The following is a 26,227-nucleotide window of genomic DNA, read 5'->3' on the forward strand; positions in this document are numbered from 1 at the left end:
TGAAAATATTACCCTTTTTTCATCACCTTCACTCAGACTAGCTCTACCATATCATCAATATACAAATAGCATTAATATAACTTAATTTTGATGTGATATAACTTATCTTATATAATCAATTTATTGGTAATTCTTTTTATTTATCAACAAACATTATATTTATTATATATATAGTAAATCTTAATTAAACATTTAAATTTTATCTTAGATATTTTACACAATTTAGGAAAACTGATGAATAACATCTACAAATCCAAATGGAATGAATCTACCCAGACATGGGTAGCCTGCTCAGAACTAGCGCGAGGAAAATGCAAAAGTAATGGTCTGAAAATAGTAGCAGCCGTAGCTCTGGCATTAGCTAGCACCAGTGTTCTCGCTGCTGATGATGTTCCTGATGATCGTGAAATTTGTCCTACTCTTGATTGTACTAAGCTAATTAAACAAGGAAACACAACAAGCGATTTTATTCATAGTGACGGTACCATTTCTGGGAGTAAGGTTGATCTTCGGTTTTTAGGTCGCTCACGCCATAAAGCATCTGGTAATATCGTTCAAAATGAGTCGGAAGATTTTAACATCCTAATTCAGGATCACTTTATCCTAGAAGGTAAGATCCGTAATACGACTAACAGTGACAACGCAGGTAATCTGATTATTCGAAACAATCATGGAGAAATAAAGGGTGGTATTACTAATGAAGGAGCAGGTGATATTACAATTAAGAACCAATTCCTGATAGCTAGTGATATTACAAGTACAGAAAATAGTACTGGTAATATCACTATTGAAAATAAGAACGATCTTCCTCTTTCTGATCATAAAGATGATTTGAGCAATAGAACCATAATAGGCAAGATTATTAATCAAGGATCCGGTACTTTCGAAATTAATAATGAATCTAAGCTAGAAGGGAATATCTCCAATACAGGTGCCGGTAAAATTATCCTAAACAATAGCGGTACAAGCACCGGCAATATTATTAACAGTGGTTCAGCCTCTTCTCTAATAGATGTAACTAATGAGCCTGACACAGAGCTTGAAAGTACGATAAGCAATACACAAGCTGGTAAGATTATATTGACTAATAAAGGTAAAACTACCGGTGCTATTACCAACTCAGGTACTGGTGCAATTACCCTAGGCAATAGCGGTACAAGCACCGGCAATATTACCAATTCAGGTATTGGCGCAATTACCCTAAATAATAGCGGTACAAGTACCAGTGAAATTAAGAATACGGCTGACGGTAAAATTACCTTAAACAATAGCGGTACAAGCACCAGTGAAATTAAGAATACGGCTGACGGTAAAATTACCTTAAACAATAGCGGTACAAGCACCGGCAATATTATTAACAGTGGTTCAGCCTCTTCTCTAATAGATGTAACTAATGAGCCTGACACAGAGCTTGAAAGTACGATAAGCAATACACAGGCTGGTAAGATTATATTGACTAATAAAGGTAAAACTACCGGTGCTATTACCAACTCAGGTACTGGTGCAATTACCCTAGGCAATAGCGGTACAAGCACCGGCAATATTACCAATTCAGGTATTGGCGCAATTACCCTAAATAATAGCGGTACAAGTACCAGTGAAATTAAGAATACGGCTGACGGTAAAATTACCTTAAACAATAGCGGTACAAGCACCGGCAATATTATTAACAGTGGTTCAGCCTCTTCTCTAATAGATGTAACTAATGAGCCTGACACAGAGCTTGAAAGTACGATAAGCAATACACAGGCTGGTAAGATTATATTGACTAATAAAGGTAAAACTACCGGTGCTATTACCAACTCAGGTACTGGTGCAATTACCCTAGGCAATAGCGGTACAAGCACCGGCAATATTATTAACAGTGGTTCAGATGATTCTTCTATACACATAAACAATGAAGGCTTACTTAAAAGTAAAATTGCCAATATGGGGTCTGGTCAAGTTACCTTAATAAATTCAGGCATCAGTGATAACACTGAAATTATCAATGCTGGTGACGGTGGAATTACGGTACGCAACAATAAAACCTTAAACAATACAAATATTATCAATGAGATGCATGGAACTGGAAATATTTCATTTACCAATAATGGTGAATTCAAAGGCAATCTTATCAATAATACTGGCTTAGGTCTTATTGACGCCACAAATACAAAAACAGGAATCTTCACTGGCACTACCGACAATTCCGTTGCAAACGGAAAAATAAATCTAATTAATCAGGGCAGCTGGATAAATACCGGAGATTCCACGTTATCACAACTGACTAACACCGGCATTATTGAATTTTCAAAAATACCTTTAGCTGATATCAATGATGAAAATAAATACCATACCATCACAGTACAAGGTAACTATACCGGTGGCGGCACAATATATGTTAATACGCTCTGGAATGATGATTCCACCAGTAAAAATGGCACTGGTTATACCGACCGCGTTAATATTGGAGGTGATGTAACCGGTGACGTCACAACAGTAGCGACCAGAGAAGGTATCTACGGAGACATAACACAAAAAGAGATACCGATCACTCATCCAAAAACTGTTATTCACGTAGATGGACAAATCACTGGACAAGGTTTTGAGGGTACATCTGCAACTAAGAATGCTGGTGAAGCTCAGCTCAGGAAAATAGATCAGAGCTTATACGGCGGAACTGGCACTGATTATGCATGGACATTAACAGCTAAAACACCTACCAATCCGGCTAAACCTACTCCACCTAAAGAAGTACCGATTTATGCGGAGCCGGTATCTGGCTACGTACAGATGCCTACAGTAAATATGGAGCTGGGCTTTACCACTATTGGTACACTATATGAGCGGCGCAGTGACAATCAGACCTACAACATTACTGGCACCAACAATACTGCCCTTGGCGATAACCAGCAACAGACATGGGGTAGAGTTCTGGTGAAACATCTGGATAAGAATGGCAAACAACGTCTGGATACAGTTGGTAATCAATCCGTACTCCAGATTGGCCACGATTTTATTCTGGATAAAAACAATAAAACCGGAACCCGCCGGCATATAGGTGCCTATGTGTCCTATGGGCATAATGAAAATGATTTCCGCGATCAGTATCGCGCCAAGAATGGCTATGTTGTTGACGACCATTACACCGGTAAAGGCCGTACTGATGCAGTAAGTGTTGGCGGTTATGGCACATTCTATGCCAATAATGGCAGCTATATTGATTTGGTTGGTCAGGTAAGCTATCTGCGCAATAAATACAATGCCCGTTCCAATGAATCTGTACACCAGAACGGCTGGGGTGCAGCAGTGTCAGCCGAAGCCGGTAAATCTTTCACTGTCTATGGAAATAACTGGTTTGTCGAACCACAGGTTCAGTTGGCATACCAGTATCTGTCTCTGGACAATTTCAATGACGGAATTCGCCATATTGATCAGCATAATCCATCTGCCCTGCGCGGCCGTGTGGGTATGCGTTTTGGTTACAATGGTGCTACAACTGATAATTTACCGCCTTCATCCTTCTATGGTATTACCAATATCTGGCACGACTTTGTCAATCCGAAATCTGTTGATATCGGCCGCGACAGCCTGAAAGAAGAATATGCCAAAACCTGGGGTGAAGTAGGTGTAGGCATCCAGCTACCGATAACCCGTCAAAGCCATTTCTATGGCGATGTGCGTTATGAGAAAAACTTTGGCAGTGCTAAACATAAAGGTTTCAAAGGCACACTAGGCTATAAATACACTTGGTTATAACCACACTCATAGCAGTTGCTGTGTGATACAGCCACTGCTATGTCTCCTGACAGAGCAAAACTGTTTACGGTTTTGCTCTGTTTTTATTTATATAATTAACTAAGATTACTTTCTGGAAAGCTGGCTTTAGCTTCTATACAGGTAAATAGATATATACAGGCAACAATCACGCTCAAGCAATGCAGCCACAAACCCTTGAAATGAAAAGCCCCGCAAAACCAAAAGTTTTGCGGGGCTCGCTATTAAAATAAGGTTATTCAGGTGCGCTGGTACGAATCAGATAATCAAAAGCACTTAATGCTGCTTTAGCACCCTCACCTGCGGCAATAATAATCTGCTTGTATGGTACATTGGTGCAGTCACCGGCAGCAAATACACCCGGTACATTGGTTTTGCCATGGGCATCAATCACAATTTCATGCATTGGTTCAGTTAACTCAACTGTGCCCTGCAAAAAGCCGGTATTGGGTAACAGACCAATCTGCACAAATATACCTTCCAATGCCAGATGCTGTTCTACATTGCTTAACCGATCCAGATAATTCAGACCACTGACCTTGCCATCAGCACCGGTAACTTCCGTCGTTTGAGCATTGCGAATAACCTTTACATTTGGCAGGCTGTTCAGCTTATGCTGCAATACTTCATCCGCGCGTAATTTATCGGAAAATTCCAACAAGGTAACACTTTTAACCAAGCCGGCCAGATCAATAGCAGCTTCCACTCCGGAATTGCCTCCGCCTATCACAGCCACATCCTTGCCTTTGAATAATGGGCCATCACAATGCGGGCAATAAGTCACCCCTTTGGTACGATATTCCTGTTCACCGGGCACATTCATGGAACGCCAGCGCGCACCAGTAGACAAAATCACACTACGCGATTTCAGAACAGCACCGCTTTCCGTATGTACCTCAATCAATCCACCTTTGCTGGTAGCGGGAATCAGCGCGCTGATTTTTTGCAGATTCATAATATCCACATCATAACTGCGTACATGGCTTTCCAGATCACGGGCAAAACGCGGGCCATCGGTACGCAAAACTGAAATGTAATTTTCAATATCCATCGTATCCAGTACCTGCCCGCCAAAGCGTTCGGCCACAATACCGGTACGGATTCCTTTACGCGCTGCATACACCGCTGCGGCTGCACCGGCCGGCCCGCCACCTACAATCAGTACATCAAAAGGCTCTTTTGCATTCAGCGCCTCAACTGCATCATTAGCAGCATTGCTGTCCAGTTTCGCCACAATTTCAGCCAGTTCCATCCGTCCCTGACCAAAAGGCTCGCCATTCAGAAACACTGCCGGTACGCCCATAATCTGTTTTGCTTCAACTTCGTCCTGAAACAGAGCACCATCAATAGCAGTATGGCTGATATTCGGATTAAGAATGGCCATCAGATTTAGTGCCTGAATCACATCCGGGCAATTATGGCAAGTAATAGAATAATAGGTTTCAAAATGATAACTGCCTTGCAGATTCTTTATCTGTTGCTGCAAAGATTCTGCTTCCTTGGAGGGATGGCCGCCCGCCTGTAGTAAAGCCAGCACCAGTGAGCTGAATTCATGCCCCATCGGATTACCGGCAAAAACCAGGCCAGTATGTATACCAGGATTGGTAATTTCAAAAGAAGGTTTACGCTCAGACTGGCCATCAGTCCGCAGGCTAACTTTATCACTTAGCGCTTCCACTTCCTGTAACAGTGCCAACATGTCGCGAGCACCTGCACTATCGTTAAGCGTAGCAATGATTTCAACCGGTTTGGTTACATATTCTAAATAAGCTTTTAGTTGGCTTTTCAGGGTGTCGTCTAACATATTACAGCTCCGTTACATTAATATTAACAATCGATATTCTATTTTTGATAGCCTATATTTTTATCTTACTAAAAAGCCCGGATACCGCAGCCGGTATTCGGGCTGAATGGCTGTTATTTAACAGCAAAAATAGTGATGTGTGTGTTTAAGTGTTATTAGATTTTACCAACCAGCTCAAGTGAAGGAGCCAGAGTTTTGTCGCCTTCTTTCCATTTGGCTGGGCAAACTTCACCCGGATGAGAAGCAACATATTGTGCGGCTTTAACTTTACGTACCAGATCAGCAGCTTCACGGCCGATACCTTCGGCAGTTACTTCTACGCTCTGGATAATGCCTTGCGGGTCAACCAGAAAAGTAGCACGGTCAGCAGAGCCCTGACCTTCACGCAGTACGCCAAAATTGGTAGCCAGAGTGGCATTGCGGTCGCCCAGCATAAAATATTTGATTTTAGCAATGGTTTCTGAAGCATCGTGCCAAGCTTTATGAGTGAAATGAGTATCTGTAGATACAGAGTACACTTCCACACCCAGCTTTTGCAATTCTTCATAGTGGTCAGCCAGATCACCTAATTCAGTAGGACAAACAAAAGTGAAGTCGGCTGGATAGAAAAAGAATACAGACCATTTACCTTTAACGTCAGCATCGCTGATGTCTACAAATTTACCATTATGAAAAGCAGTGGTATTGAATGGTTTGATTTCAGTATTAACGTTGGCAACCATGAAGTATCTCCTTGAATGTAACAGGTTGAATTAAGTAATGCATGTATAGTACACAAGTTCACATCATAAATATAATCAAATGATTTTATATAACCCATAGTTTTTATTTAACATAAAAAACAAAGACTTATAAATCCACTTTAAACAAATAGCTAATATATCCGCAAAAAAGCCGCAAAATTACACTTTAGTATCTGCGAAGACAACCTCACATACAGCTACAAATACAGATATATCTTAGTTATAGCAAAATCAAAAAAAACCTTTTCCAGCCATCCAGCCTAATTTGCCTGAACAGTTTATTCAGATTAAGATACAGATATTAATACAAAAACCGATTAGACATTATTTTTATTGATACTGTTTATTAAACCAGCAGAGATTGTTTTCCTTTTATTCATATCAAGCAGACAGTGCTTCCGGACACTTGCAGCAGAGGTATCCCATGAAAACCCATATTCTGCAATTGATGATATTTATAATAGTATTACTTTGGTCTGCCTATCGGCCACATGACTATCCAACCTGGTGTCTGGAAGTTTTTCCAGCATTAGCGGGTGTCGTGATACTTGCGTACACATATACACGTTTTCGCTTCAGTAACCTGATGTACTGGGTAGTACTAACTCACGCAATCATTCTGCTTGTTGGCGGACATTACACTTATGCAGAGGAACCGGTTTTTAATTACCTGCGCGGCGTATTTGACTGGTCACGCAATAATTACGACAAACTCGGACATTTTTTTCAGGGCTTCTCACCTGCCATCATCGCCAGCGAATTACTCTGGCGCTTACAGATTGTGCGCCGCCGCGGCTGGGTAGTTTTTTTAAGTGGCTGTATTTGTATGACCATTAGTGCCATCTATGAGCTGTTTGAATGGCTGGTAGCCGAAATCAGCAATCAGCAAGCAGTTACTTTTCTTGGGACACAGGGCGATGTGTGGGACACACAGCAAGACATGCTGTGGTGCCTGATTGGCTGTAGCATCATGCTAGCTTATTTGTATTGCAGCAAACAGCACTTGCAACAGGCTGCCACAGAAAAAAGCGGGCACCAGAACAAATAGCGAATCTAATTACCCTCAGCCAGCCACAGCAGAATTGATACATCAATCTACAAAAGCAGCTTTGTACAAAAGCTGCCTTCTCTAGCTACCAAGGCAAATCAGATAGAAACAGATGCTGTTTTTTCTGCTGATTCTTCCAATTTGATTCTTATTTCATTGATATCTTCTTCAAATATCATAATCACCCCCAGATAGGCCATGCCAAACATCATAGCCGTGATAAATGAACTGGCAATTGCCATTACATTCATCCACAGCAAACCTAAGGCAAATACCAAAAAACACAAGGCAAAAATAACATTAAAATAGAATTTTACCCTTTTAAATTTTTGTTCCTTTTGTGCTAGCTGCACGCTTAATTCATTACCGGCTGTTGCAGAATCAATAGTTTGGTTCATCTATTCAAACTCCAGCAAATGTAAAATTAATAAATATTAGTGTAATGATTAATTACTTAACAGCACTATTTTAACTTATATCGTTATTCAGAATGAAGCACTATTTTTAGCAGAAATACGATTAAAATAGCTTATTAGTACAGATTTGTCTGATATACACATACACCAGCATAACATATATGCCTGTATAAACATTAACTCGCTCATAGTAGTTTTACATTAAAATGCATATAGATAAAATTTATACTTAGTTATCAAAAACACATCCTGTAATTAATCTTATGAATAAAATTTAGCTTAAACAGTATATCCATCAGCCATACAACCATAATCACTTGTAACGCACTTTACAGAAGGCCCGGTAAACAGCTATTAGCCTTAAATACCAAATCAGATATAAGAAAAGGGCTAAAATCAGCAGATTTCAGCCCTTTTTACTTCAATATAATTTTCCCGCGTCTCAGGAATAAAGCTTACCTGAGAACAACCAGCTATTTGACAATTTTCAGCCCCTTTTTGCCGCCGGATTTACCACTATCTTCCGCCGGTTTACTCTCTGCTGCATCCTCAGGTTCTGCTGCCTCATCGGCCTCAGTTATCGGCGCATCATCATCGGTAAGCGGTTCCACCTCAAAACCCATACCTTCGCCGGTTTCACGGGCAAAAAGGGTAATGACATGGCCAACCGGAATCCAGATATCATGAGATACACCGTTAAAACGGGCAGCAAAATTAACCCACTCATTATCAATATTCAGATTGTGCGCGGCAGCCGCTCCGATATTGAGTACAATCTCATTATCACGTACATACTGACGGGGTACGCAGGTTTTATCATTTACCCACGCAACAATGTGCGGCGTATAACCACTGTCTAGCGCCCATTGATATAATGCACGCAAAATATACGGTTTGGTACTTAGCTTGCTCATTGCCTTCTCCCCTTATCAAGATTGTTTAACGGCGCATTGCCTTTTCTGCTGGCGTTAATGCATCAATAAATGCTTCACGCTGGAAAATACGCTCAGCATACTTCAGTAAAGGTGCAGTTGATTTCGGCAGCTTAATATCATAGTGGTCCAGACGCCATAAGAGCGGAGCCAGAGCCACATCAATCATAGAGAAATCATCACCAATAATGTATTTATTTTTGCTGAATGCCGGTGCCAGCATGGTTAAGCCCTGGGTAATCGCTTCACGGGCTTTATTCATATCCTTATTACTGGATTCTGGATTTTCCAGCACCAGAACATGACTGAACAATTCTTTTTCCAGACGATACAGTACCAGACGACCACGGCCGCGCATAATCGGGTCAGCTGGCATCAGCTGTGGATGAGGAAAACGTTCATCAATATACTCGTTAATAATATTGGATTCATACAGAATCAGGTCGCGTTCAACCAGTACAGGCACCTGATTATATGGATTCATTATAGCCAAGTCTTCTGGCTTGTTGTATACGTCTACATCCTTGATTTCAAAATCCATGCCCTTTTCATACAGGACAAAGCTGCAACGCTGACTAAACGGGCAAGTCATACCCGCATATAATGTCATCATAATCAATTTCCCAAGATTACTGTATAATATCAATACAGTGTAGTGTCTAAATTACCCAATTATAGACAAATGACTCTATTTTTACCAGAAAAATAGCTTAAGCTTATGTTTATTAAAAATTTTTCCTGATAATTATAATAATTATTCATACAATGACGGCTTAAGCCGGATTGAGCTCATCAAAAAACTGTTGCCTGATGCCAAACTGCTCGGCCACTGCAAAAGCAAGTGCCTGTATACCGTAGCGCTCCGTGGCATGATGCCCCGCAGCAATAAACGCCACCCCGCATTCTTGTGCCAGATGATATTGTGGTTCAGATACCTCACCCGTAATAAACGCATCCACGCCGGCATCAATCGCATACTGAAAAAAGCCCTGACCACCACCAGTGCACCAAGCCAGCCTGCGTACCGGCCGCTGCGCATCGGCACATAAAAGCATCGGCGCCCTGCCAAGACTAAGCTCCATTTGCCCTGCCAGCTCAAGTGCTGATTGCGGGTGCACCAATGAGCCATACTGCACCAGATTCTGCTCTCCGCCACAACCATCAATCTGCCAGCCCAAATGCCGTGCCAGCTGCACATTATTGCCCCATTGCTGATGCGCATCCAGTGGCAGATGGTAGCCAACCAGATTGATGTCATTACCTAACAATGTCTGGATACGACGTTTTTTCCAGCCAGTAATCGCTACGGCTTCATTTTTCCAGAACATACCATGATGTACCAGCAACATATCAGCCTGCTGTGCTACAGCAAAATCAATAGCAGCCTGACTGGCCGTTACCGCACAAACAATACTATTGACCTCATCCCTGCCCTCTACCTGCAATCCATTAGGGCTAAAATCACGAAACTGGGCGATAGCAAGCTGCTGAGCACACCAGTCTAGAATTTCTTTTCTCTTGGCCATCATTTTCCTTTAACCATGCTTGATCAGATTAAACATACCATTTATATTTTTCTGATAATAGCATTAGCCTGATTCAAACCGGCATATTTTATATTCAGGCTTCTGTACGCAGCCCGTTATGTACATTACAGATAGCCCTTTGCTTTACCAAATTAATACTCATTCAATTTCAGATACACAGTTTAGTCCTGTCTATACCATATATACTTTAAAATTTTTTCAGGGGAAGCATTTATATTTATCAATACAATAAGATAATTGACTCACAATTAAATATTTAAAAGATTTTTAATAATCATGATGTGGTTAGCTAATATAAATAAATTATTTATATATCGTTTTAGCAATAATGTTATTATCATTAGTAAAATAATATAACAAGTTTGGGATAGATTTTCCAGAAAATAATCATTAAATTGAAACAGCTAATAATATATTTTAAACAATTAATTTACTGTTACTATTTATCAATCTACTTGTATAAATCAATAAGATAACCCAATTGATATAGGTGAAACAGCGCTATGTTATGGTTAATTTATACTATTAGTGCATGAGATAGCCAATTTAATCTGCTGAAAATTGGTATTAGTAAAGTTTGTTTTTATCTGTATATGAGTTTTTCTGTTTTGCATATAAAACCAGAAAAGGATATTTTTATTTTAATGTAAATTAAATAATTTCTACATTAAAGCAAACACAATACTGAGCATAAGTGCTTATAGGGTCAAAAGGGTATCTATCTTTTAAATTTGAATTTCAATAATGATAATTATGAATATAGTGTTTTTATTTATGCGCTTTTTCAGCTTTGAATAGTTTGGTTTGCTGATCTAGAAAACTGAGTAAATCAGGCAGGCGATATTTTCCCGCCATTAATTTAATGTTTGCCGCCGTATTTTCTAATGGTATGCCGATTGCAGTAATATGTAATAGTTGTTTGCTTTGGCCACGAGTAATTTTTATTAAATAGCTAGGAATGATTTTATTTAAAACATGCCACGTAAGCCGATTTTTCTTTCTGCCAGATGTACATATCCCTCGATAACAATGCTGAAATGGTTGATAAATTAGTTTTAGCTAATAGTGCTATGATGCATGGCTAATTTGCGTCAGTAAAACTGACCAGACTGATAATGGGCAATATTATTTTGATAATCAGTAATTATGGTATAGATATCTGGTTTTGTATTAGTCCAGTGTTGGAACAAAATACCTACGGTTTTTGCCTAATTTTCTATATAGTAAACATCAATTGCTAGTATCATTTTTTGTTATTTATGTTTTTATTTATATTTAGTATTTAATTTCGAATATGACTGGTACTACTAAATGATATTTTCTTTAACTGACAGGCGTGTTAGATAGCTAAATTTAGTCAGTATTGGCACTGAATTAATCAGTAAATTGCTTTAACACTATATTAATTAATCATTTATTAGTATTCAATGTTCGTTATGTGAATATACTGTAATTGACTGAAGTGTTTATTTTATATATAAAAGGCTACTAACTGCGATGAATGCTGTTAGTAGCCTTATGCTATTTAAACAAATTAGTCTTGCATTGTTACTGGTTCTATACGCTGGTGCAAATTCTGGATGCTGTACACTTCGGTATGAGACAGCTCGCTTGCGCCTTCACTCATGGCCAAAGCACCGGCGATGGTGGTATACAGGGGTATACGCATATTGATGGCGCTGTGGCGGATGGAGTGGCTGTCTTGTATTGACTGCACATCGCTGCTTACTGTGTTTACTACCAAGGCAATTTCGCCATTTTTGATTGCGTCTACTATATGTGGCCTGCCCTGCGTTACTTTATTGACTATCTGCACGTTGATTCCGTGCTGCGCCAGATATGCTGCTGTACCGCGTGTAGCACACAAGCCATAGCCAAGTGATTGGAAATTAGTGGCTACCTGTACTACATGTGGTTTGTCTTCATCGCGCACGGCCAGAAAAACTTTGCCAATTGCGGACATACGCTCACCTGCGCCAAGCTGGGCTTTGAGATAGGCTTCGGCAAAGGTTTCGCCTACGCCCATTACTTCGCCGGTAGAACGCATTTCCGGCCCGAGAATGGTATCGACGCCGGGAAATTTGATAAATGGGAAAACGGCTTCTTTTACGGCGAAAAATTCGGGAATTACTTCATGGGTATAGTTTTGCTGTTGCAGTGATATACCTGCCATTACTCGTGCACCGATTTTAGCCAGTGGTACACTAGTAGCCTTAGAAACAAATGGTACAGTACGTGAAGCGCGCGGATTGACTTCAAGTACATAGACTACGTCATCCTGAACGGCAAACTGTACGTTCATCAGGCCGATAACCTGCAATTCTCTGGCCATGGCCGCAGTCTGGCGGCGGATTTCGTTTTGAATGGCGTTGCTGAGCGAATACGGGGGTATTGAGCAGGCGGAGTCACCGCTATGTATGCCAGCCTGTTCTACGTGCTGCATGATGCCACCAATGACAACTTGCTGGCCATCACAAACGCAGTCTACGTCTACTTCGATGGCATGACTGAGAAAGTAATCCAGCAATACGGGGCTGTCGTTGGATACTTGTACGGCTTCGCGCATATAGGTTTGTAATTCGGCGGCAGAATGCACTATTTGCATGGCGCGACCACCTAGTACATAAGATGGGCGTACTACGAGTGGGTAGCCTACTTCTTCGGCCATTTGCAGTGCTTCGGCCTCAGTACGTGCTGTACGGTTTTCTGGCTGGTGCAAACCTAATGTATGCAGAATCTGCTGGAAGCGTTCGCGATCTTCTGCGGCATCAATGGCATCCGCAGATGTACCAATGATATTTATTCCATTGGCTACCAGTTCATTCGCCAGTTTTAAGGGAGTCTGTCCACCATAGTGCACAATTAGTCCATCTGGCTGTTCGGTATGGCAGATTTCGAGTACATCTTCCAATGTAAGCGGCTCGAAATAAAGCCGGTCGGAAGTATCGTAGTCTGTGGATACGGTTTCTGGATTGCAGTTAACCATGATGGTTTCGAAACCGGATTCGCGTAATGCTAAAGCGGCATGTACGCAGCAATAATCAAATTCAATGCCCTGCCCGATACGATTCGGTCCACCGCCAAGAATCATGATTTTTTTGCGCTGGCTGGGTTGTGCTTCACACTCTTCTTCGTAAGTGGAGTAAAGATAGGCGGTATCGGTGGCAAATTCGGCCGCACAGGTATCTACGCGTTTGTATACTGGATGCAGCTTGAGGGTATGACGATGCTGGCGTACGCTGGTTTCATCACTGCGCAGTAGCTGTGCCAGCCGTTTATCGGCAAAGCCTTTGCGTTTCAGTCTGCGCATGCAGGTATAGTCTATTTCATTCAGGTTGCGACTGATGAGCTGCTGTTCTTCTGCCACCAGGTCGGCAATCTGTGCCAGAAACCATGGGTCAATGGCACAAATCTGCTGGATTTCGGTCAGTGTGAATCCGGCACGGAAGGCATCGGCCACATACAGGATGCGCTCTGGCCCGGGGTTGGCCAATTCACGCTGAATAGCTGCACGATCACTGCTGCGACTGTCAAAGCCACACAGGCCAACTTCCAGACCACGCAGGGCTTTATGAATGGATTCTTGAAATGTACGTCCGATGGCCATCACCTCACCAACTGATTTCATTTGGGTAGTCAGGCGGTCATCAGCTGTGGGAAATTTTTCAAAGGCAAAACGCGGCACTTTGGTGACGACATAGTCAATTGATGGCTCGAAGGAAGCTGGTGTACGCCCGCCGGTAATATCGTTCTGCAGTTCGTTCAGGGTATAGCCTACTGCCAGTTTGGCGGCAATTTTGGCAATCGGGAAACCGGTGGCTTTGGAAGCCAGGGCAGAAGAACGGCTGACACGCGGATTCATTTCAATCACGATCATTTCGCCGTTTTGCGGATTAATTGCAAACTGTACGTTGGAACCACCGGTATCGACGCCGATTTCGCGCAATACGGCTAGTGAAGCATCGCGCATCAGCTGGTATTCTTTATCGGTGAGCGTTTGTGCCGGTGCTACGGTAATGGAATCACCGGTATGCACACCGCAAGGGTCGAAGTTTTCAATGGAACAGATGATAATGCAGTTGTCGGCGCGGTCGCGCACTACTTCCATTTCATATTCTTTCCAGCCCAGTACTGACTGCTCGATAAGTAGTTCATGTGTAGGCGAGGCATCAAAACCACGTTCACAGATGGTGATGAATTCATCTTTGTTGTAGGCAATCCCGCCACCGCTGCCACCCATGGTAAATGATGGGCGAATCAGTGCCGGAAAACCTACCTGCACCTGTGCCTCCAGTGCCTGATCCATGCTGTGACAGATAAAGGATTTGGGGGTGTGCAGGCCGATTTTGTTCATGGCTTCTTTAAAGCGGCCACGATCTTCAGCTTTATCAATGGCGTCTTGCGATGCACCAATCAGCTCAACCTGATATTTTTTCAGGATGCCGTTATGAGCCAGATCCAGAGCGCAATTGAGTGCAGTTTGCCCACCCATGGTTGGCAAAATCGCATCCGGGCGTTCTTTTTCAATGATTTTCGCTACTGTTTGCCACATAATCGGCTCAATGTAGGTAACGTCGGCCATGTCTGGGTCGGTCATGATAGTGGCCGGATTGGAATTAACCAGAATGACTTTGTAGCCCTCTTCACGCAATGCCTTGCATGCCTGAGCACCGGAATAGTCAAACTCGCATGCCTGACCAATCACGATGGGGCCGGCACCAATAATAAGAATGGATTTTAAGTCTGTGCGCTTAGGCATATTGATACCTTTATTAATGATTATCTGTTTAATTTAGTAGCTCGGCAGCAGTTCTGTACTGTAGTTAAATATTCAGTCGATACTTGCCGTCCATAATTTCAGTGCAAACGCTATAAACATCAGCCCAACTGTGGCTACTGCACCGGCAGCCAGCCGCTGATAATGACGAAACCACTTTACCAGCGATAAACCACTGAATATCAGTACACTCAGATAGGTTAGGCTGCAAATTTGCAAAATAATAGCCAGCAACAGAAAGCTGAATGCTGGATGTGCATAATGCGGGTCTACAAACTGGACAAAAAACGCCAGAAAAAACAATATAGCCTTGGGATTTAACAGGCTTAACAGTAGTGCGCGCTGAAATAAATGGTGTGCTGAAGGTGGCTTATCAGCTGTATCGGGTTCACGCAGTGATTGCCTGAAAGCTTCTGCTGCCTGCTGCCTGCTGTTCCATTGTCTGGCTGCTGAGCGTAGTAACTGCCAGCCCAGATAGAACAGATATAATCCACCAGCTAGTTTCAGTAATAAAAACAATACAGGAATGGTTTTTATAATTGATGTTGCACCAGAAGATGAAAGCAACATCAACACGCTGTCGCCCAGAAATATACCGGCTACAGCACAATAGGCTGCTCTGGCGCCATATTTTCCCGCCATGGCCAGACAGTACATGGAGTTGGGTCCGGGCAATAAAACGATGGCAATGGCACCGATAATATATGTTCCCAGATCAGTGATACCAAACATGGGGAATCCTGTCCATTTTTGTTATTTTCAAGAGACTAGTTGGTAAAAAATGGTCATTAGTTCTGACGCGCTGCCTGCATATGTTCGATAAACCGGTCAAACAGATAGGACACATCATGTGGTCCCGGGCTGGCTTCAGGGTGTCCCTGGAATGAAAAGGCCGGCTGTGTGGTCAGGCTGATGCCCTGTAATGAGCCATCAAACAGTGATTTATGGGTAATGCGCACGTTTTGTGGCAAGGTATCTGCATCTACTTCAAAGCCATGATTCTGGCTGGTAATCACTACCCGGCCAGTTTCGAGGTCCTGTACCGGATGATTGGCACCATGATGACCAAAAGGCATTTTACGGGTTTGTGCACCCAACGCTAAGCCGAGTAGCTGGTGTCCCAAACAGATACCAAATAATGGCAGTTTATGTGCGAGAATTTCCTGTACGGCAGCGATGGCGTAATCACAGGGCTCTGGGTCGCCGGGGCCGTTAGACAAGAATACGCCGTCCGGATTCATTGCCAGTACTTCTTTAGCCGGCATGGTAGCGGGGACAACTGTCAAGCGACAGCCGCGCTCGCTGAGCATGCGCAGGATATTGGTTTTTACCCCGAAATCATAGGCGACAACATGGTATTGGGCTGCTGGTGGCTGAACATAGCCCTGCCCGAGTTGCCATTCACCCTGTGCAAATTGATATTTTGCGGTACAGCTTACTTCCCGAGCCAGATCTTTACCGGCCATGCTGCCAAAAGCTTGTGCTGATGCCAGTGCCTGCTCTGCACTGGCATCAGCACCTGTGAGAATACAGCCGGCCTGTGCACCTTTATCCCGCAGCAGACGGGTGAGACGGCGCGTGTCAATATCGGCAATTGCCACAGTATTGTGGCGTTGCAAGTATTGAGCCAGACTTTCCTTAGCGCGGAAATTACTGTGTAATAAAGGTAAATCGCGAATAATCAAACCGGCAGCATAAATTTGCTTACTTTCTGTATCTTCGCTGTTTACGCCGGTATTGCCGATATGCGGATAAGTGAGGGTAACCATCTGCTGGGTATAAGATGGGTCGGTAAGAATTTCCTGATAGCCAGTCATGCTGGTATTGAAGACTACTTCACCAACTGCCTGCCCTGCCACACCAATGCTGACACCATGAAATACGGAACCGTCAGCCAACACCAGAATTGCGTTTGTAGTCATGAATGATTCCTGTAGATTTATGCAGACCATTGCCATGGCGACAGTCTGTTTTTTATGGGTAAATAATCGTGCTTCCTGTTACCAGTTACGGGCAAAAAAAAACACGCCATCTCACGCAAAATGACGTGAGCTACGTGCTTGATAATGGCAGGGATAGGTATATCTGACACTGCCATGTAAGCAATGCATTCTAGCTAATTCTTTTCGTTTTGGCAATGTTGGTCTGAATAATAAAAAAGAAAATTTATTATTGCACTGGGCTGCCGGCAGATTGCCCAGTGCATTAGCATCAGATTTTACAATAATAATTTAGCGAACATGGTAATTTGGTGCTTCTTTGGTAATCTGCACATCGTGTACATGCGATTCGCTCATACCCGCAGCGGTAATTTCCACAAATTCAGCTTTGCTATGCATATCCTGAATGGTTTTACAGCCAAGATAACCCATGCTGGAACGCAACCCACCCACTAACTGGTGAATAATCTGGTTAATCGGCCCTTTGTAAGGTACACGGCCTTCAATGCCTTCTGGTACATATTTATCGGCGCTGGCCACATTATCCTGAAAATAGCGGTCGGATGAGCCTTGGCTCATGGCACCCATTGAACCCATTCCGCGATAGGATTTATAGGAACGCCCCTGATACAGCTCAATTTCGCCCGGTGCTTCTTCCGTACCGGCAAACATGCCACCCAGCATCACTGCTGAAGCACCAGCAGCCAGGGCTTTGGCCAGATCACCGGAAAAACGGATACCACCATCAGCAATCAGCGGCACGCCGGTGCCTGCCAGTGCCGTAGCCACATTATGAATTGCTGTTAATTGCGGTACACCCACCCCAGCGACAATACGTGTAGTACAGATGGAACCCGGGCCAATACCCACTTTAACGGCATCAGCACCCGCAGCTACCAGATCACGTGCGGCGGCTGCTGTAGCAATATTACCGCCAATTACGTCTACATCCGGGTAATGCTTTTTCACCCAGCGAACACGCTCAATCACACCCTGACTGTGTCCATGCGCTGTATCCACTACCAGTACATCCACACCGGCTTGCACCAGAGCTGCCACGCGCTCGTCTGTATCCTGTCCCACACCCACAGCAGCACCAACGCGTAATCGGCCTTCGCTGTCTTTATTGGCATTGGGAAATGCGGTATTTTTCAGAATATCCTTGACGGTAATCAAACCTTTCAGTTCCCATTCAGCATTCACCACCAGTACCCGCTCGATTTTATGTGTATGCATCAGTTCACGAGCGTCATCGATGCTGGTGGTTTCACTTACTGTTACCAGACGTTCACGCGGCGTCATGATATTGGCTACTTTTTGTTGCAGATTACGTTCAAAGCGTAAATCGCGGTTGGTTACCAGACCAACTACCTTGCCATTTTCCAGTACCGGCAAACTGGATACCTTGTATTTGCGGCCGGGGCCAATCAAATCGCCAATCAGTGTATCCGGAGTAATGGTTACCGGGTCTTTGACTACACCACTTTCATAACGCTTAACATTGGCAACAGTACGTGCCTGCCGTTCAGCACTCATATTTTTATGAATAATACCAATACCGCCCTCCTGAGCCATGGAGATGGCCAGTTTGGCTTCAGTAACGGTATCCATCGCAGCAGATACCAGCGGTAAATTCAGATTAATATGACGGGTAAGCGGGGTTTTCAGGATAACGTCGCGCGGCAGTACTTCAGAGTGAGCAGGTACAAGTAGCACGTCGTCAAAAGTGTAAGCTTTTTCGACTATACGCATTTTAGAGCTTCTTTTTTAGAGGAAGATGGAGAAAAATTAGATAGGGGAATTGGCGAGCAATTTTAACAAATTTACGACACACTGGCAAAATATACTTTTACACAATCTTGCCAATCGGCAAACAGAAGTTTTTTTTATCGTATAATAGCCAAAACATATATTTTCAAACGCGAAGGAAAAGTAAATATGCGTCACAAAATACTGAAAATTTCACTGGCAATAGTCCTGACAGGCAGCACGATAATGGCAGGTGCGGCAGATGTATACACCTGGCGTGATAAGCGAGGTGTGACTGAATATTCAGATGCACCTGTTCAACTCACTCCGGCCAAAACCCAGCGTTTCAATGTACGCACACATAGTTCCACTCCGCTGGCTACACCACAGCCTAATGCTCAGGCCAGTTCCGATTCACTGGCTGAACAACAGGCACAGCTTAACCGCAAGATTGAAGAACAGAATAAGCTGAGAGACGAACAAAATAAAAAAATTGAGGCACAAAACAAGAAAGCTCGTGAGGCTGCCTGTAAAACAGCACAGCTAAACCGGAAAATGGCTGACAGTCTGCGTACCAATAACCGCGATGCACTGATTCAGCGTTATGATGAAGACGTACGTCTTAATTGTAACTAAATCTTTACTCTTGACTATTTCACTTATCATCCATAAGTTGTGTATGCAGCTTATGGATTTTTTATGGCTGTACAGTTGTTAACCTGATCAATCACCATCATGAACGATACTGCCGCCACTTTATCCAGTCCAACAGGCAATAATAAATTTGATTTAGCCGTGTTTCTCAAAAACCTGCCTTTAGTGCCGGGTGTATATCGCATGCTGGACGCTAATGACAAGGTGCTATATGTAGGTAAGGCTGTGAATCTGAAACGCCGGGTTAGCAGTTATTTTCAGAAAACCGATTTATCGCCCAGAATTCAGCTGATGGTCAAACAGGTAGCGCGAATTGAAATCACGGCAACTCATTCGGAAACAGAAGCATTGATACTGGAAAACAATCTTATCAAGGCACTCTCACCGAAATACAATATTCTGTTTCGTGATGATAAAAGTTATCCTTATCTGATGCTCAGCGGCCACCGCTTTGCGCAGATGGCCTATTACCGCGGCACTTTGAAAAAGCCTAATCAGTATTTCGGCCCCTATCCCAATGGCTATGCAGTACGCAACAGTATTCAGACACTACAAAAAGTATTCAGGCTGCGTACCTGTGAAGACAGTGTATTTGAACACCGCGACCGTGCCTGTCTGCTATACCAGATTAAACGTTGCTCCGGCCCCTGTGTCGGCCATATCAGTGTTGAGGATTATCAGAGTAATGTAAAAGCCGCAGTAAGCTTTCTACAAGGCAAAACCAGTGAATTAACAGCCTCATTGCATGCAAAAATGCAGCAGGCAGCTGAACAGCTGAATTTCGAAACCGCTGCACAGATTCGCGACCAGATTCAGGCTCTGGGGCTGATGCAATCGCAGCAATTCATAGACAGTAAACATGCACGCCACAGCGATATCGATATTCTTGCCCTCACTGAACAAAACGATATCGTGTGTATTCACTGGGTAAGCATTCGTGGCGGCCGCCATGTTGGAGATAAAAACTTTTTTCCGGATACGCGCTATCGCGTCGCTGAAAAACTTAATCATTATGGAGAAGCTTTTGTTGCCCAGCATTATCTGGGTAAAAGCAAACCAGATATTATTATCAGCAATTTTCAGTTGCCCAAAAGCCTGTGCGACGCGCTGAATGCAGAAAACAGCAGACAGATACAGTTTGTACATAATACCGTTGGGGAAAGGCGAATCTGGTTACAGATGGCAGAGCGCAATGCACAACTGGCCATTGAACAACACCGGCTGCAACAGCACAGTCAGCAACACCGTATTGAAGCACTGGCACAACTACTGGATATGGATGCTGAAAGTCTGAACCGTATTGAGTGTTTCGATATCAGCCATACTCAGGGTGAAGCCACTATTGCTTCTTGCGTGGTATATGAAGACGAAGCCATGCAGCCGGCTAAATACCGCCGCTACAATATTACAACAGCCAAAGCTGGTGATGATTATGCCGCCATGCGTGAAGTATTAACCCGCCGCTATGGCCGTCTGGCTGACAATGATGAAAGCATTGGCACATGGCCGGATCTGGTACTGATTGATGGCGGTAAAGGTCAGGTACATATGGCACTGGATGTATGGCAGGAACTAGGCATTCATATTCCAATCGTTGGCATTGCCAAAGGCCCGGAACGCAAAGCCGGTCTGGAAGAGCTAATCATTCCACATCAGCAGCGCAATATCCGGGTAGAACCACATAATCCGGCTTTACATTTACTGCAAACAGTACGTGATGAATCACACCGCTTTGCGATTACCGGCCATCGCCAGAAACGAGCCAAAGCCAGAGTGACTTCGTCACTAAACGATATACCGGGCATTGGCAGCAAACGCCGGCAGGCATTATTGACCCGTTTTGGCGGGTTACGGGGTGTGGTTGCTGCTAGCGTGCATGATTTAAGCCAGACTGAAGGTATTAGCCTGGCTCTGGCTGAAAAAATCTATGCGGCTTTACATTAAGATACATACATAAATATAATACAATGATACTTAATTTTACAGAGAATAATAAATGTTTGAGAAAATTGTTACTAACTTACGTACAAAAAAACTGTTTAAAGAATTAGTAATCTTATTAGCAAGTTATTTTGTATTTATATTAGGTACTGTTGGCTGGTATTACTTTGATAATTGTGAACAGGCTGGTTCGTGTGCTTTTTTGGGTATATGCGGACTAATTACCTTTTTTGTATATTTAGTTATTGTCAACTATAAAACCCTTAAATCTATCTTTTCACGTTCTAACGATAACAATTCGCCTTCTTTTAAGGCATTGTTTATTCAATTAACATTATTCATACTTGTATTTTTCTTATATTTTTATGGCTGTGGATATTTATTAGTTTCATTCGATATTGGTTTCAATCCGGAATCAATGCTTACAGCTGTTTATATATGGATACTCTTCTTTTTGCTTTGTTGCTGTATAAGCTTATTTATTCTTTTTGTTGCCAAAACCATAAAATTGCTTTTTTTGCGTTCAGCTCACAATAATACCGTTTCTTGAACAGAGGATAGGAATCGCTATTTATTGATAACGGGTTAAGGCCGGATAATACTGAATCAACAGAAAATAAATTTTTTCTTACTGGTAAAACTGATAATTCCATATCAGTAATGTAATATCCGGCTAGATTACACTACTCTCTTCTACACTTATTGTACGGTGTGCATGATGAATCACACCACTTTGCAATTACCGGCCTCCGCCACAAAGGTGCAAATATCAGAGTGATTTTATATCTGTACAATATTCTCGGTAGTTATAGTAAACAGCAACAAGTACTATTAACCGGTTTTACAATTTGCACGGGATGGATGCGGCCAGATTGAAAATATCATTCTGAATACTGACTATGTAAGTCTACACTACTTTACATTAAAACAAATATATCAATTCAATAATACATATTTTATTTAGAGAAAATGAAAATATTAAAAAGAATTCAAAATTATATACGTAACAGACAACTGATTAAAAAAACAGTGCTGTTCTTAATTTTTCACTTTATATTCACAATGTCAATATTTGGCGGGATATACATTAATAATTTTAAGCAGATTACACTTGATTTTATTTTATGGAGTGGAGTAATCAGCTTTCTTATAATGTTAAACATTATCATCTTTTTTAAAACCATCATAGATATTTTTTCTTGCTTTGGCAATAGCCAGCCACCTGCATTTAAGTCTTTATTTATCGAATTAGCATCAGCAGCATTTATACTTTTATTATTTTACGCTGGGTGTTTATTATTAAGTTATTTACCTTTGAATTGGGATTCAGATTCAGCTATTACGGGTATTTTTGCTTTTGGTTTTATTTATTTAACAATACTTTTCTTTTTGCTTTGTCGCGGTATCATCCTTTTTATTATTGTTTTCAACAAAACCACTAAATACCTTTATCTGCGCTTTGCTAGCGATAAAACCACCGTTCGTTGACTTGGTCGGAAAATTTGCTTATTGGTGGTAGTGGTATGATGCAAAAATTAAAGCACATTATATCGCTCAGTTTAAAAACTAGGGATACCTGATAATGCAACTATTCTGAAGCAGTTAAATCACTATGACTATGATATTACTGGTGCAGATACTGATGCAGTACAGTTCAGAAAATTAACCCGTGCTTTTCAGCGCCACTTTTGTCCGAAAAATTATGCTGGCACTCTGCCCAGTGAAACCACAGCCAGTCTGTATACTCTGGCAGAAAAATATTTTTCCGCCACATAAACTCTGAATAAACAGATAAACGTGTTTTAGTGCATTCTCAGGTATGCTGCCACGAACGTATCGTTTTTAGTGCGTGGCTTTTTTATGGTTTTTCTCTGAGACAAATTGATACTCTGCCTGACATACAAAAAGTATATCCTATAATCGCGTCACAGCTAATACGCCTTTTACATCGCTCAGTTGACTTAGTACCCGCGGTAAATCATTTACCTGATGGACTTCAACTGTAAAACGCAGCTGCGCTTCGAGGTCACGCGATAAAGTTTGCACGGCGGTAACATTAAGGCGATTACGTGCCAGTGTTTCAGAAATATCGCGTAACAGGCCACTGCGATCCTGAGCACGGATTTCGATATCAATGGCAAAAACCTGATTGGCTGATTCATCAGCCCAGGAAGCAGGTAATACCTTGTCTGGTGAGATATGCGCCAGATACTGAAATGAGGAACAATTGCTGCGATGAATGGAAATACCCCGTTCACGCGTTACAAACCCGATAATATTGTCTCCAAACGCTGGTTTACAGCATTTGGCCAGCGTAGTGAGCAGGCCGGATTCGCCATCCACCAGCACACCGCCAAAATTGTTTTTGATTTTACTGCGTTTGACTAAATGGTTTTCGGTTACTGGAACTTCCGGTTTTTCCAGTAAGGTATCGACTGCCTTCTGAATCATGCGGCCGGTAACTTCTCCATGCCCCATGGCCAGATATAAGTCGTCTACATTATTGAACCCAAGTGCCTCAGCCAGTTTATGCGTATTCGGCTGTACCTGCATTTTCACTAGCTGTTTTTCCAGTGCGGTACGACCGGACTCGCGTATCGACTCGCCATTCTGCTGACGAATATAAGCACGAATCTTGCTGATGGCTTTATTGCTTTTCACCCAGCCATCATGTAGCCAGTTTACTGAAGGTTTGCCTTCCCGTGCGGTAATGATTTCTACGCGCTGACCATTTTCCAGTGGCGTGGATAAAGGCACAATCTGTCCGTCCACCTTGGCACCACGGCAGCGATTACCGATATCGGTGTGTAAAGCATAGGCAAAATCAATCGGCGTGGCACCTGCTGGTAAGGAAAATACTTTGCCATGCGGAGACAGGACGTAAATGGTATCGTTAAAAAGTTCAGTCTGGAAAGCACGCGACAAATCTTCGCGGTCATTACCGCTTTCCGCAATATTTTCGCGCCAGTCGAGTAACTGGCGTAGCCACGCAATTTTGTGCTCGTAGGCTTCATTGCTCTTGCCGCCTTCTTTATAGCGCCAGTGCGCTGCCACGCCGAATTCAGCATACCGGTGCATATCAAAGGTACGAATCTGGATTTCCACTCCTTTGTCATCCGGCCCCACCACTACGGTATGCAGACTTTGATAATCATTGGGTTTGGGATGGGCAATATAATCATCAAATTCACCCGGAATAGGCTGCCACAAGCTGTGCACAATCCCCAGCGTGGCATAACAGTCTGCCACAGTGTCTACCAGAATGCGCACAGCACGGATGTCGTACAGGCCATCAAAATTCAGCTTCTTTTTTACCATTTTGCGGTAAATGGAATAAATATGCTTTGGCCGTCCTGCTACTTCAAAGTGCATATTCAGCCGGCTCAACTGCTGTTTGAGGGTTTCGACAAAATGCTCAATATAATTCAGCCGCTCTGTCCGTTTTTCATCCAGCAGGCGCGCAATTCTTTTGTATTCATCCGGGTTCTGGTAGCGAAAGCTTAAATCTTCAAGCTGCCATTTCAGCTGCCATACCCCCAGACGATTGGCCAGAGGTGCAAATACTGTCATGGTTTCCTTGGCAACCGTTTTTTTCAATACCTCATCGGTAACCTTGCTCAGATAATTCATGGTTTGAGCACGCATAGCCAGCTTGATTAATACCACCCGGATATCGGACACCATCGCCAGCAGCATCTGGCGCATTGCTTCTGCCTGCTGCTGACGCTCCTCCTGAGTAGCCGGCGGGCTGATGCTGACAAAATAGGTAAGCTTCTGTACCTGATACAAACCAGTCACCAGCTGCATTACACTGTCACCACATTGTTCTTGTACAATGTTTTTCCAATCGGTTACATAGTTAGGCAGACAGCTCAGCATGGTAGCGGCTACAGCATCAGCCATTAAATCCATATCTGCTACTGTTTTGGCGGCAATCATCAGATTGGTATACAGGTTTTCGCCACAAAAAGTAACCGCATCCTGCGGATAGCTACTGTTGACCAAAACCTGTGCATGCCGCAGCATTGTTCCCATGGCCGGCGATACAGAAGCAATATAATCGTCTAACCAGACACAGGGTGAGCAGGAATTGGTGGCAAGAACTTGATCAGGTGTGCTAACCATGTTATCAACCTGTTGATTTGTGTAAATTATGCTGGCAATTGTACCAAAAGCCATCATTTTCTGCTTCATAATGGGCTGTAGAAAAATGGGAATAGTGCTATTATGCGCACCTTTCGCATACACTATATGCAAATAACTTCGCTCGTCCTGCGTTTATAACTTTCGCATATAGTCTTTATTTTTAAAGGATTTATAATGCAGACTCACCCAGAAGTCATAGGTATTGACGCGATGGCTGCAAAAATTCGCAAAATTCCGAACTGGCCACAGGAAGGCATTTTATTTCACGACATTACTCCGGTATTGCAAAGTCCGCAGTACTTTCGTTTGCTGGTGGATCTAATGGTTTACCGTTATATGGGGCAGAAAATCGATGTTGTTGCCGGTCTGGATGCACGTGGTTTTATTATCGGTGCTGCGCTGGCGTATCAGCTAAATGTAGGTTTCGTGCCCATCCGTAAAAAAGGCAAGCTGCCTTTTACTACCATTGCAGAAAGTTATCAGCTTGAGTATGGCCATGCTACCATTGAAATGCATACTGATGCGGTAAAATCCGGTACCCGTGTATTGCTGGTGGATGATCTGGTAGCAACTGGCGGTACCATGACCGCAGGCGTAAAGCTGATTCGCAAGCTGGGTGCAGAAGTGGTGGAAGCCGCCGCGATTATCGAATTTACCGATTTACCCGGCGGCAAAAAAATCCGTGATGAGGGTGTACCTCTTTTTACTCTGTATCAGAATTCCGGTTCAGTTGAGCAATAAAAATTCTTGCTGCCTGATTTTCAGCCAGAC

At 42.9% G+C, this 26,227-nt stretch carries 18 protein-coding genes; 7 read left to right on the forward strand and 11 right to left on the reverse strand.

Going from position 1 to position 26,227, the window contains the following annotated elements; all coding sequences use genetic code 11:
- Positions 1-234: 234 nt before the first annotated feature.
- On the forward strand, positions 235-3,741 hold the full coding sequence (locus BGI33_RS09920) for an autotransporter outer membrane beta-barrel domain-containing protein (RefSeq protein WP_100091071.1): 3,507 nt from the start codon (positions 235-237) through the stop codon (positions 3,739-3,741).
- A gap of 253 nt (positions 3,742-3,994) precedes the next feature.
- Here BGI33_RS09920 and ahpF read toward each other — a convergent pair whose 3' ends face one another.
- Together ahpF and ahpC are read right to left on the reverse strand one after the other, a co-directional pair.
- Positions 3,995-5,563 (reverse strand): alkyl hydroperoxide reductase subunit F, encoded by a 1,569-nt coding sequence (gene ahpF, locus BGI33_RS09925; protein WP_100091021.1) that lies wholly within the window; start codon positions 5,561-5,563, stop codon positions 3,995-3,997.
- Between the two features lie 155 nt (positions 5,564-5,718).
- On the reverse strand, positions 5,719-6,285 hold the full coding sequence (gene ahpC / locus BGI33_RS09930) for an alkyl hydroperoxide reductase subunit C (protein ID WP_100091022.1): 567 nt from the start codon (positions 6,283-6,285) through the stop codon (positions 5,719-5,721).
- Positions 6,286-6,730: 445 nt separating this feature from the next.
- On the opposite strand from ahpC, the gene BGI33_RS09935 reads away from it, so the two are divergent.
- Positions 6,731-7,354 (forward strand): DUF2238 domain-containing protein, encoded by a 624-nt coding sequence (locus BGI33_RS09935; RefSeq protein WP_100091023.1) that lies wholly within the window; start codon positions 6,731-6,733, stop codon positions 7,352-7,354.
- 98 nt (positions 7,355-7,452) lie between these two features.
- Here the strand turns inward: BGI33_RS09935 and BGI33_RS09940 are convergent, their stop codons facing one another.
- From BGI33_RS09940 to guaB, 8 genes are all read right to left on the reverse strand, one after another.
- Complete coding sequence (locus BGI33_RS09940) at positions 7,453-7,752, reverse strand: hypothetical protein (protein ID WP_100091024.1); 300 nt, start codon at positions 7,750-7,752, stop codon at positions 7,453-7,455.
- Positions 7,753-8,243: 491 nt separating this feature from the next.
- On the reverse strand, positions 8,244-8,684 hold the full coding sequence (locus BGI33_RS09945; RefSeq protein WP_100091025.1) for a ClpXP protease specificity-enhancing factor: 441 nt from the start codon (positions 8,682-8,684) through the stop codon (positions 8,244-8,246).
- Positions 8,685-8,709: 25 nt separating this feature from the next.
- Positions 8,710-9,315 (reverse strand): glutathione S-transferase N-terminal domain-containing protein, encoded by a 606-nt coding sequence (locus BGI33_RS09950; RefSeq protein WP_100091026.1) that lies wholly within the window; start codon positions 9,313-9,315, stop codon positions 8,710-8,712.
- A gap of 160 nt (positions 9,316-9,475) precedes the next feature.
- The gene (locus BGI33_RS09955; RefSeq protein WP_100091027.1) at positions 9,476-10,228 is read right to left on the reverse strand and encodes a Nif3-like dinuclear metal center hexameric protein; all 753 of its coding nucleotides are present in this window, start codon (positions 10,226-10,228) and stop codon (positions 9,476-9,478) included.
- 1,555 nt (positions 10,229-11,783) lie between these two features.
- The gene (gene carB, locus BGI33_RS09960) at positions 11,784-15,008 is read right to left on the reverse strand and encodes a carbamoyl-phosphate synthase large subunit (protein ID WP_100091028.1); all 3,225 of its coding nucleotides are present in this window, start codon (positions 15,006-15,008) and stop codon (positions 11,784-11,786) included.
- Between the two features lie 72 nt (positions 15,009-15,080).
- The gene (gene leuE, locus BGI33_RS09965; RefSeq protein ID WP_100091029.1) at positions 15,081-15,758 is read right to left on the reverse strand and encodes a leucine efflux protein LeuE; all 678 of its coding nucleotides are present in this window, start codon (positions 15,756-15,758) and stop codon (positions 15,081-15,083) included.
- Between the two features lie 56 nt (positions 15,759-15,814).
- Complete coding sequence (gene carA / locus BGI33_RS09970; RefSeq protein ID WP_100091030.1) at positions 15,815-16,948, reverse strand: glutamine-hydrolyzing carbamoyl-phosphate synthase small subunit; 1,134 nt, start codon at positions 16,946-16,948, stop codon at positions 15,815-15,817.
- Positions 16,949-17,257: 309 nt separating this feature from the next.
- Positions 17,258-18,718, reverse strand: a complete 1,461-nt coding sequence (gene guaB / locus BGI33_RS09975) for an IMP dehydrogenase (protein ID WP_100091031.1) — start codon at positions 18,716-18,718, stop codon at positions 17,258-17,260.
- A 186-nt stretch (positions 18,719-18,904) separates the two neighbouring features.
- Here guaB and BGI33_RS09980 point away from each other — a divergent pair, with 186 nt between their 5' ends.
- From BGI33_RS09980 to BGI33_RS09995, 4 genes are all read left to right on the forward strand, one after another.
- The gene (locus tag BGI33_RS09980; RefSeq protein ID WP_257379384.1) at positions 18,905-19,351 is read left to right on the forward strand and encodes a DUF4124 domain-containing protein; all 447 of its coding nucleotides are present in this window, start codon (positions 18,905-18,907) and stop codon (positions 19,349-19,351) included.
- A gap of 99 nt (positions 19,352-19,450) precedes the next feature.
- Positions 19,451-21,313, forward strand: a complete 1,863-nt coding sequence (gene uvrC / locus BGI33_RS09985) for an excinuclease ABC subunit UvrC (protein WP_100091032.1) — start codon at positions 19,451-19,453, stop codon at positions 21,311-21,313.
- Positions 21,314-21,365: 52 nt separating this feature from the next.
- On the forward strand, positions 21,366-21,860 hold the full coding sequence (locus tag BGI33_RS09990; protein ID WP_100091033.1) for a hypothetical protein: 495 nt from the start codon (positions 21,366-21,368) through the stop codon (positions 21,858-21,860).
- Between the two features lie 602 nt (positions 21,861-22,462).
- A complete protein-coding gene (locus BGI33_RS09995; RefSeq protein ID WP_100091034.1) occupies positions 22,463-22,798 on the forward strand; it encodes a hypothetical protein in 336 nt (111 codons plus the stop codon).
- 426 nt (positions 22,799-23,224) lie between these two features.
- Here the strand turns inward: BGI33_RS09995 and BGI33_RS10000 are convergent, their stop codons facing one another.
- Positions 23,225-25,435 carry a RelA/SpoT family protein gene (locus tag BGI33_RS10000; protein WP_100091073.1) on the reverse strand — a complete coding sequence of 737 codons (2,211 nt, stop codon included), beginning with the start codon at positions 25,433-25,435 and terminating at the stop codon, positions 23,225-23,227.
- A gap of 195 nt (positions 25,436-25,630) precedes the next feature.
- Between BGI33_RS10000 and BGI33_RS10005 the strand changes: the two genes are divergently transcribed.
- Positions 25,631-26,197, forward strand: coding sequence for an adenine phosphoribosyltransferase (locus BGI33_RS10005; RefSeq protein WP_100091035.1), 567 nt, complete (start codon positions 25,631-25,633; stop codon positions 26,195-26,197).
- Positions 26,198-26,227 lie beyond the last annotated feature (30 nt).

The sequence above is a fragment of the Snodgrassella alvi genome (genome assembly GCF_002777425.1).
Lineage (GTDB): Bacteria > Pseudomonadota > Gammaproteobacteria > Burkholderiales > Neisseriaceae > Snodgrassella > Snodgrassella alvi_B.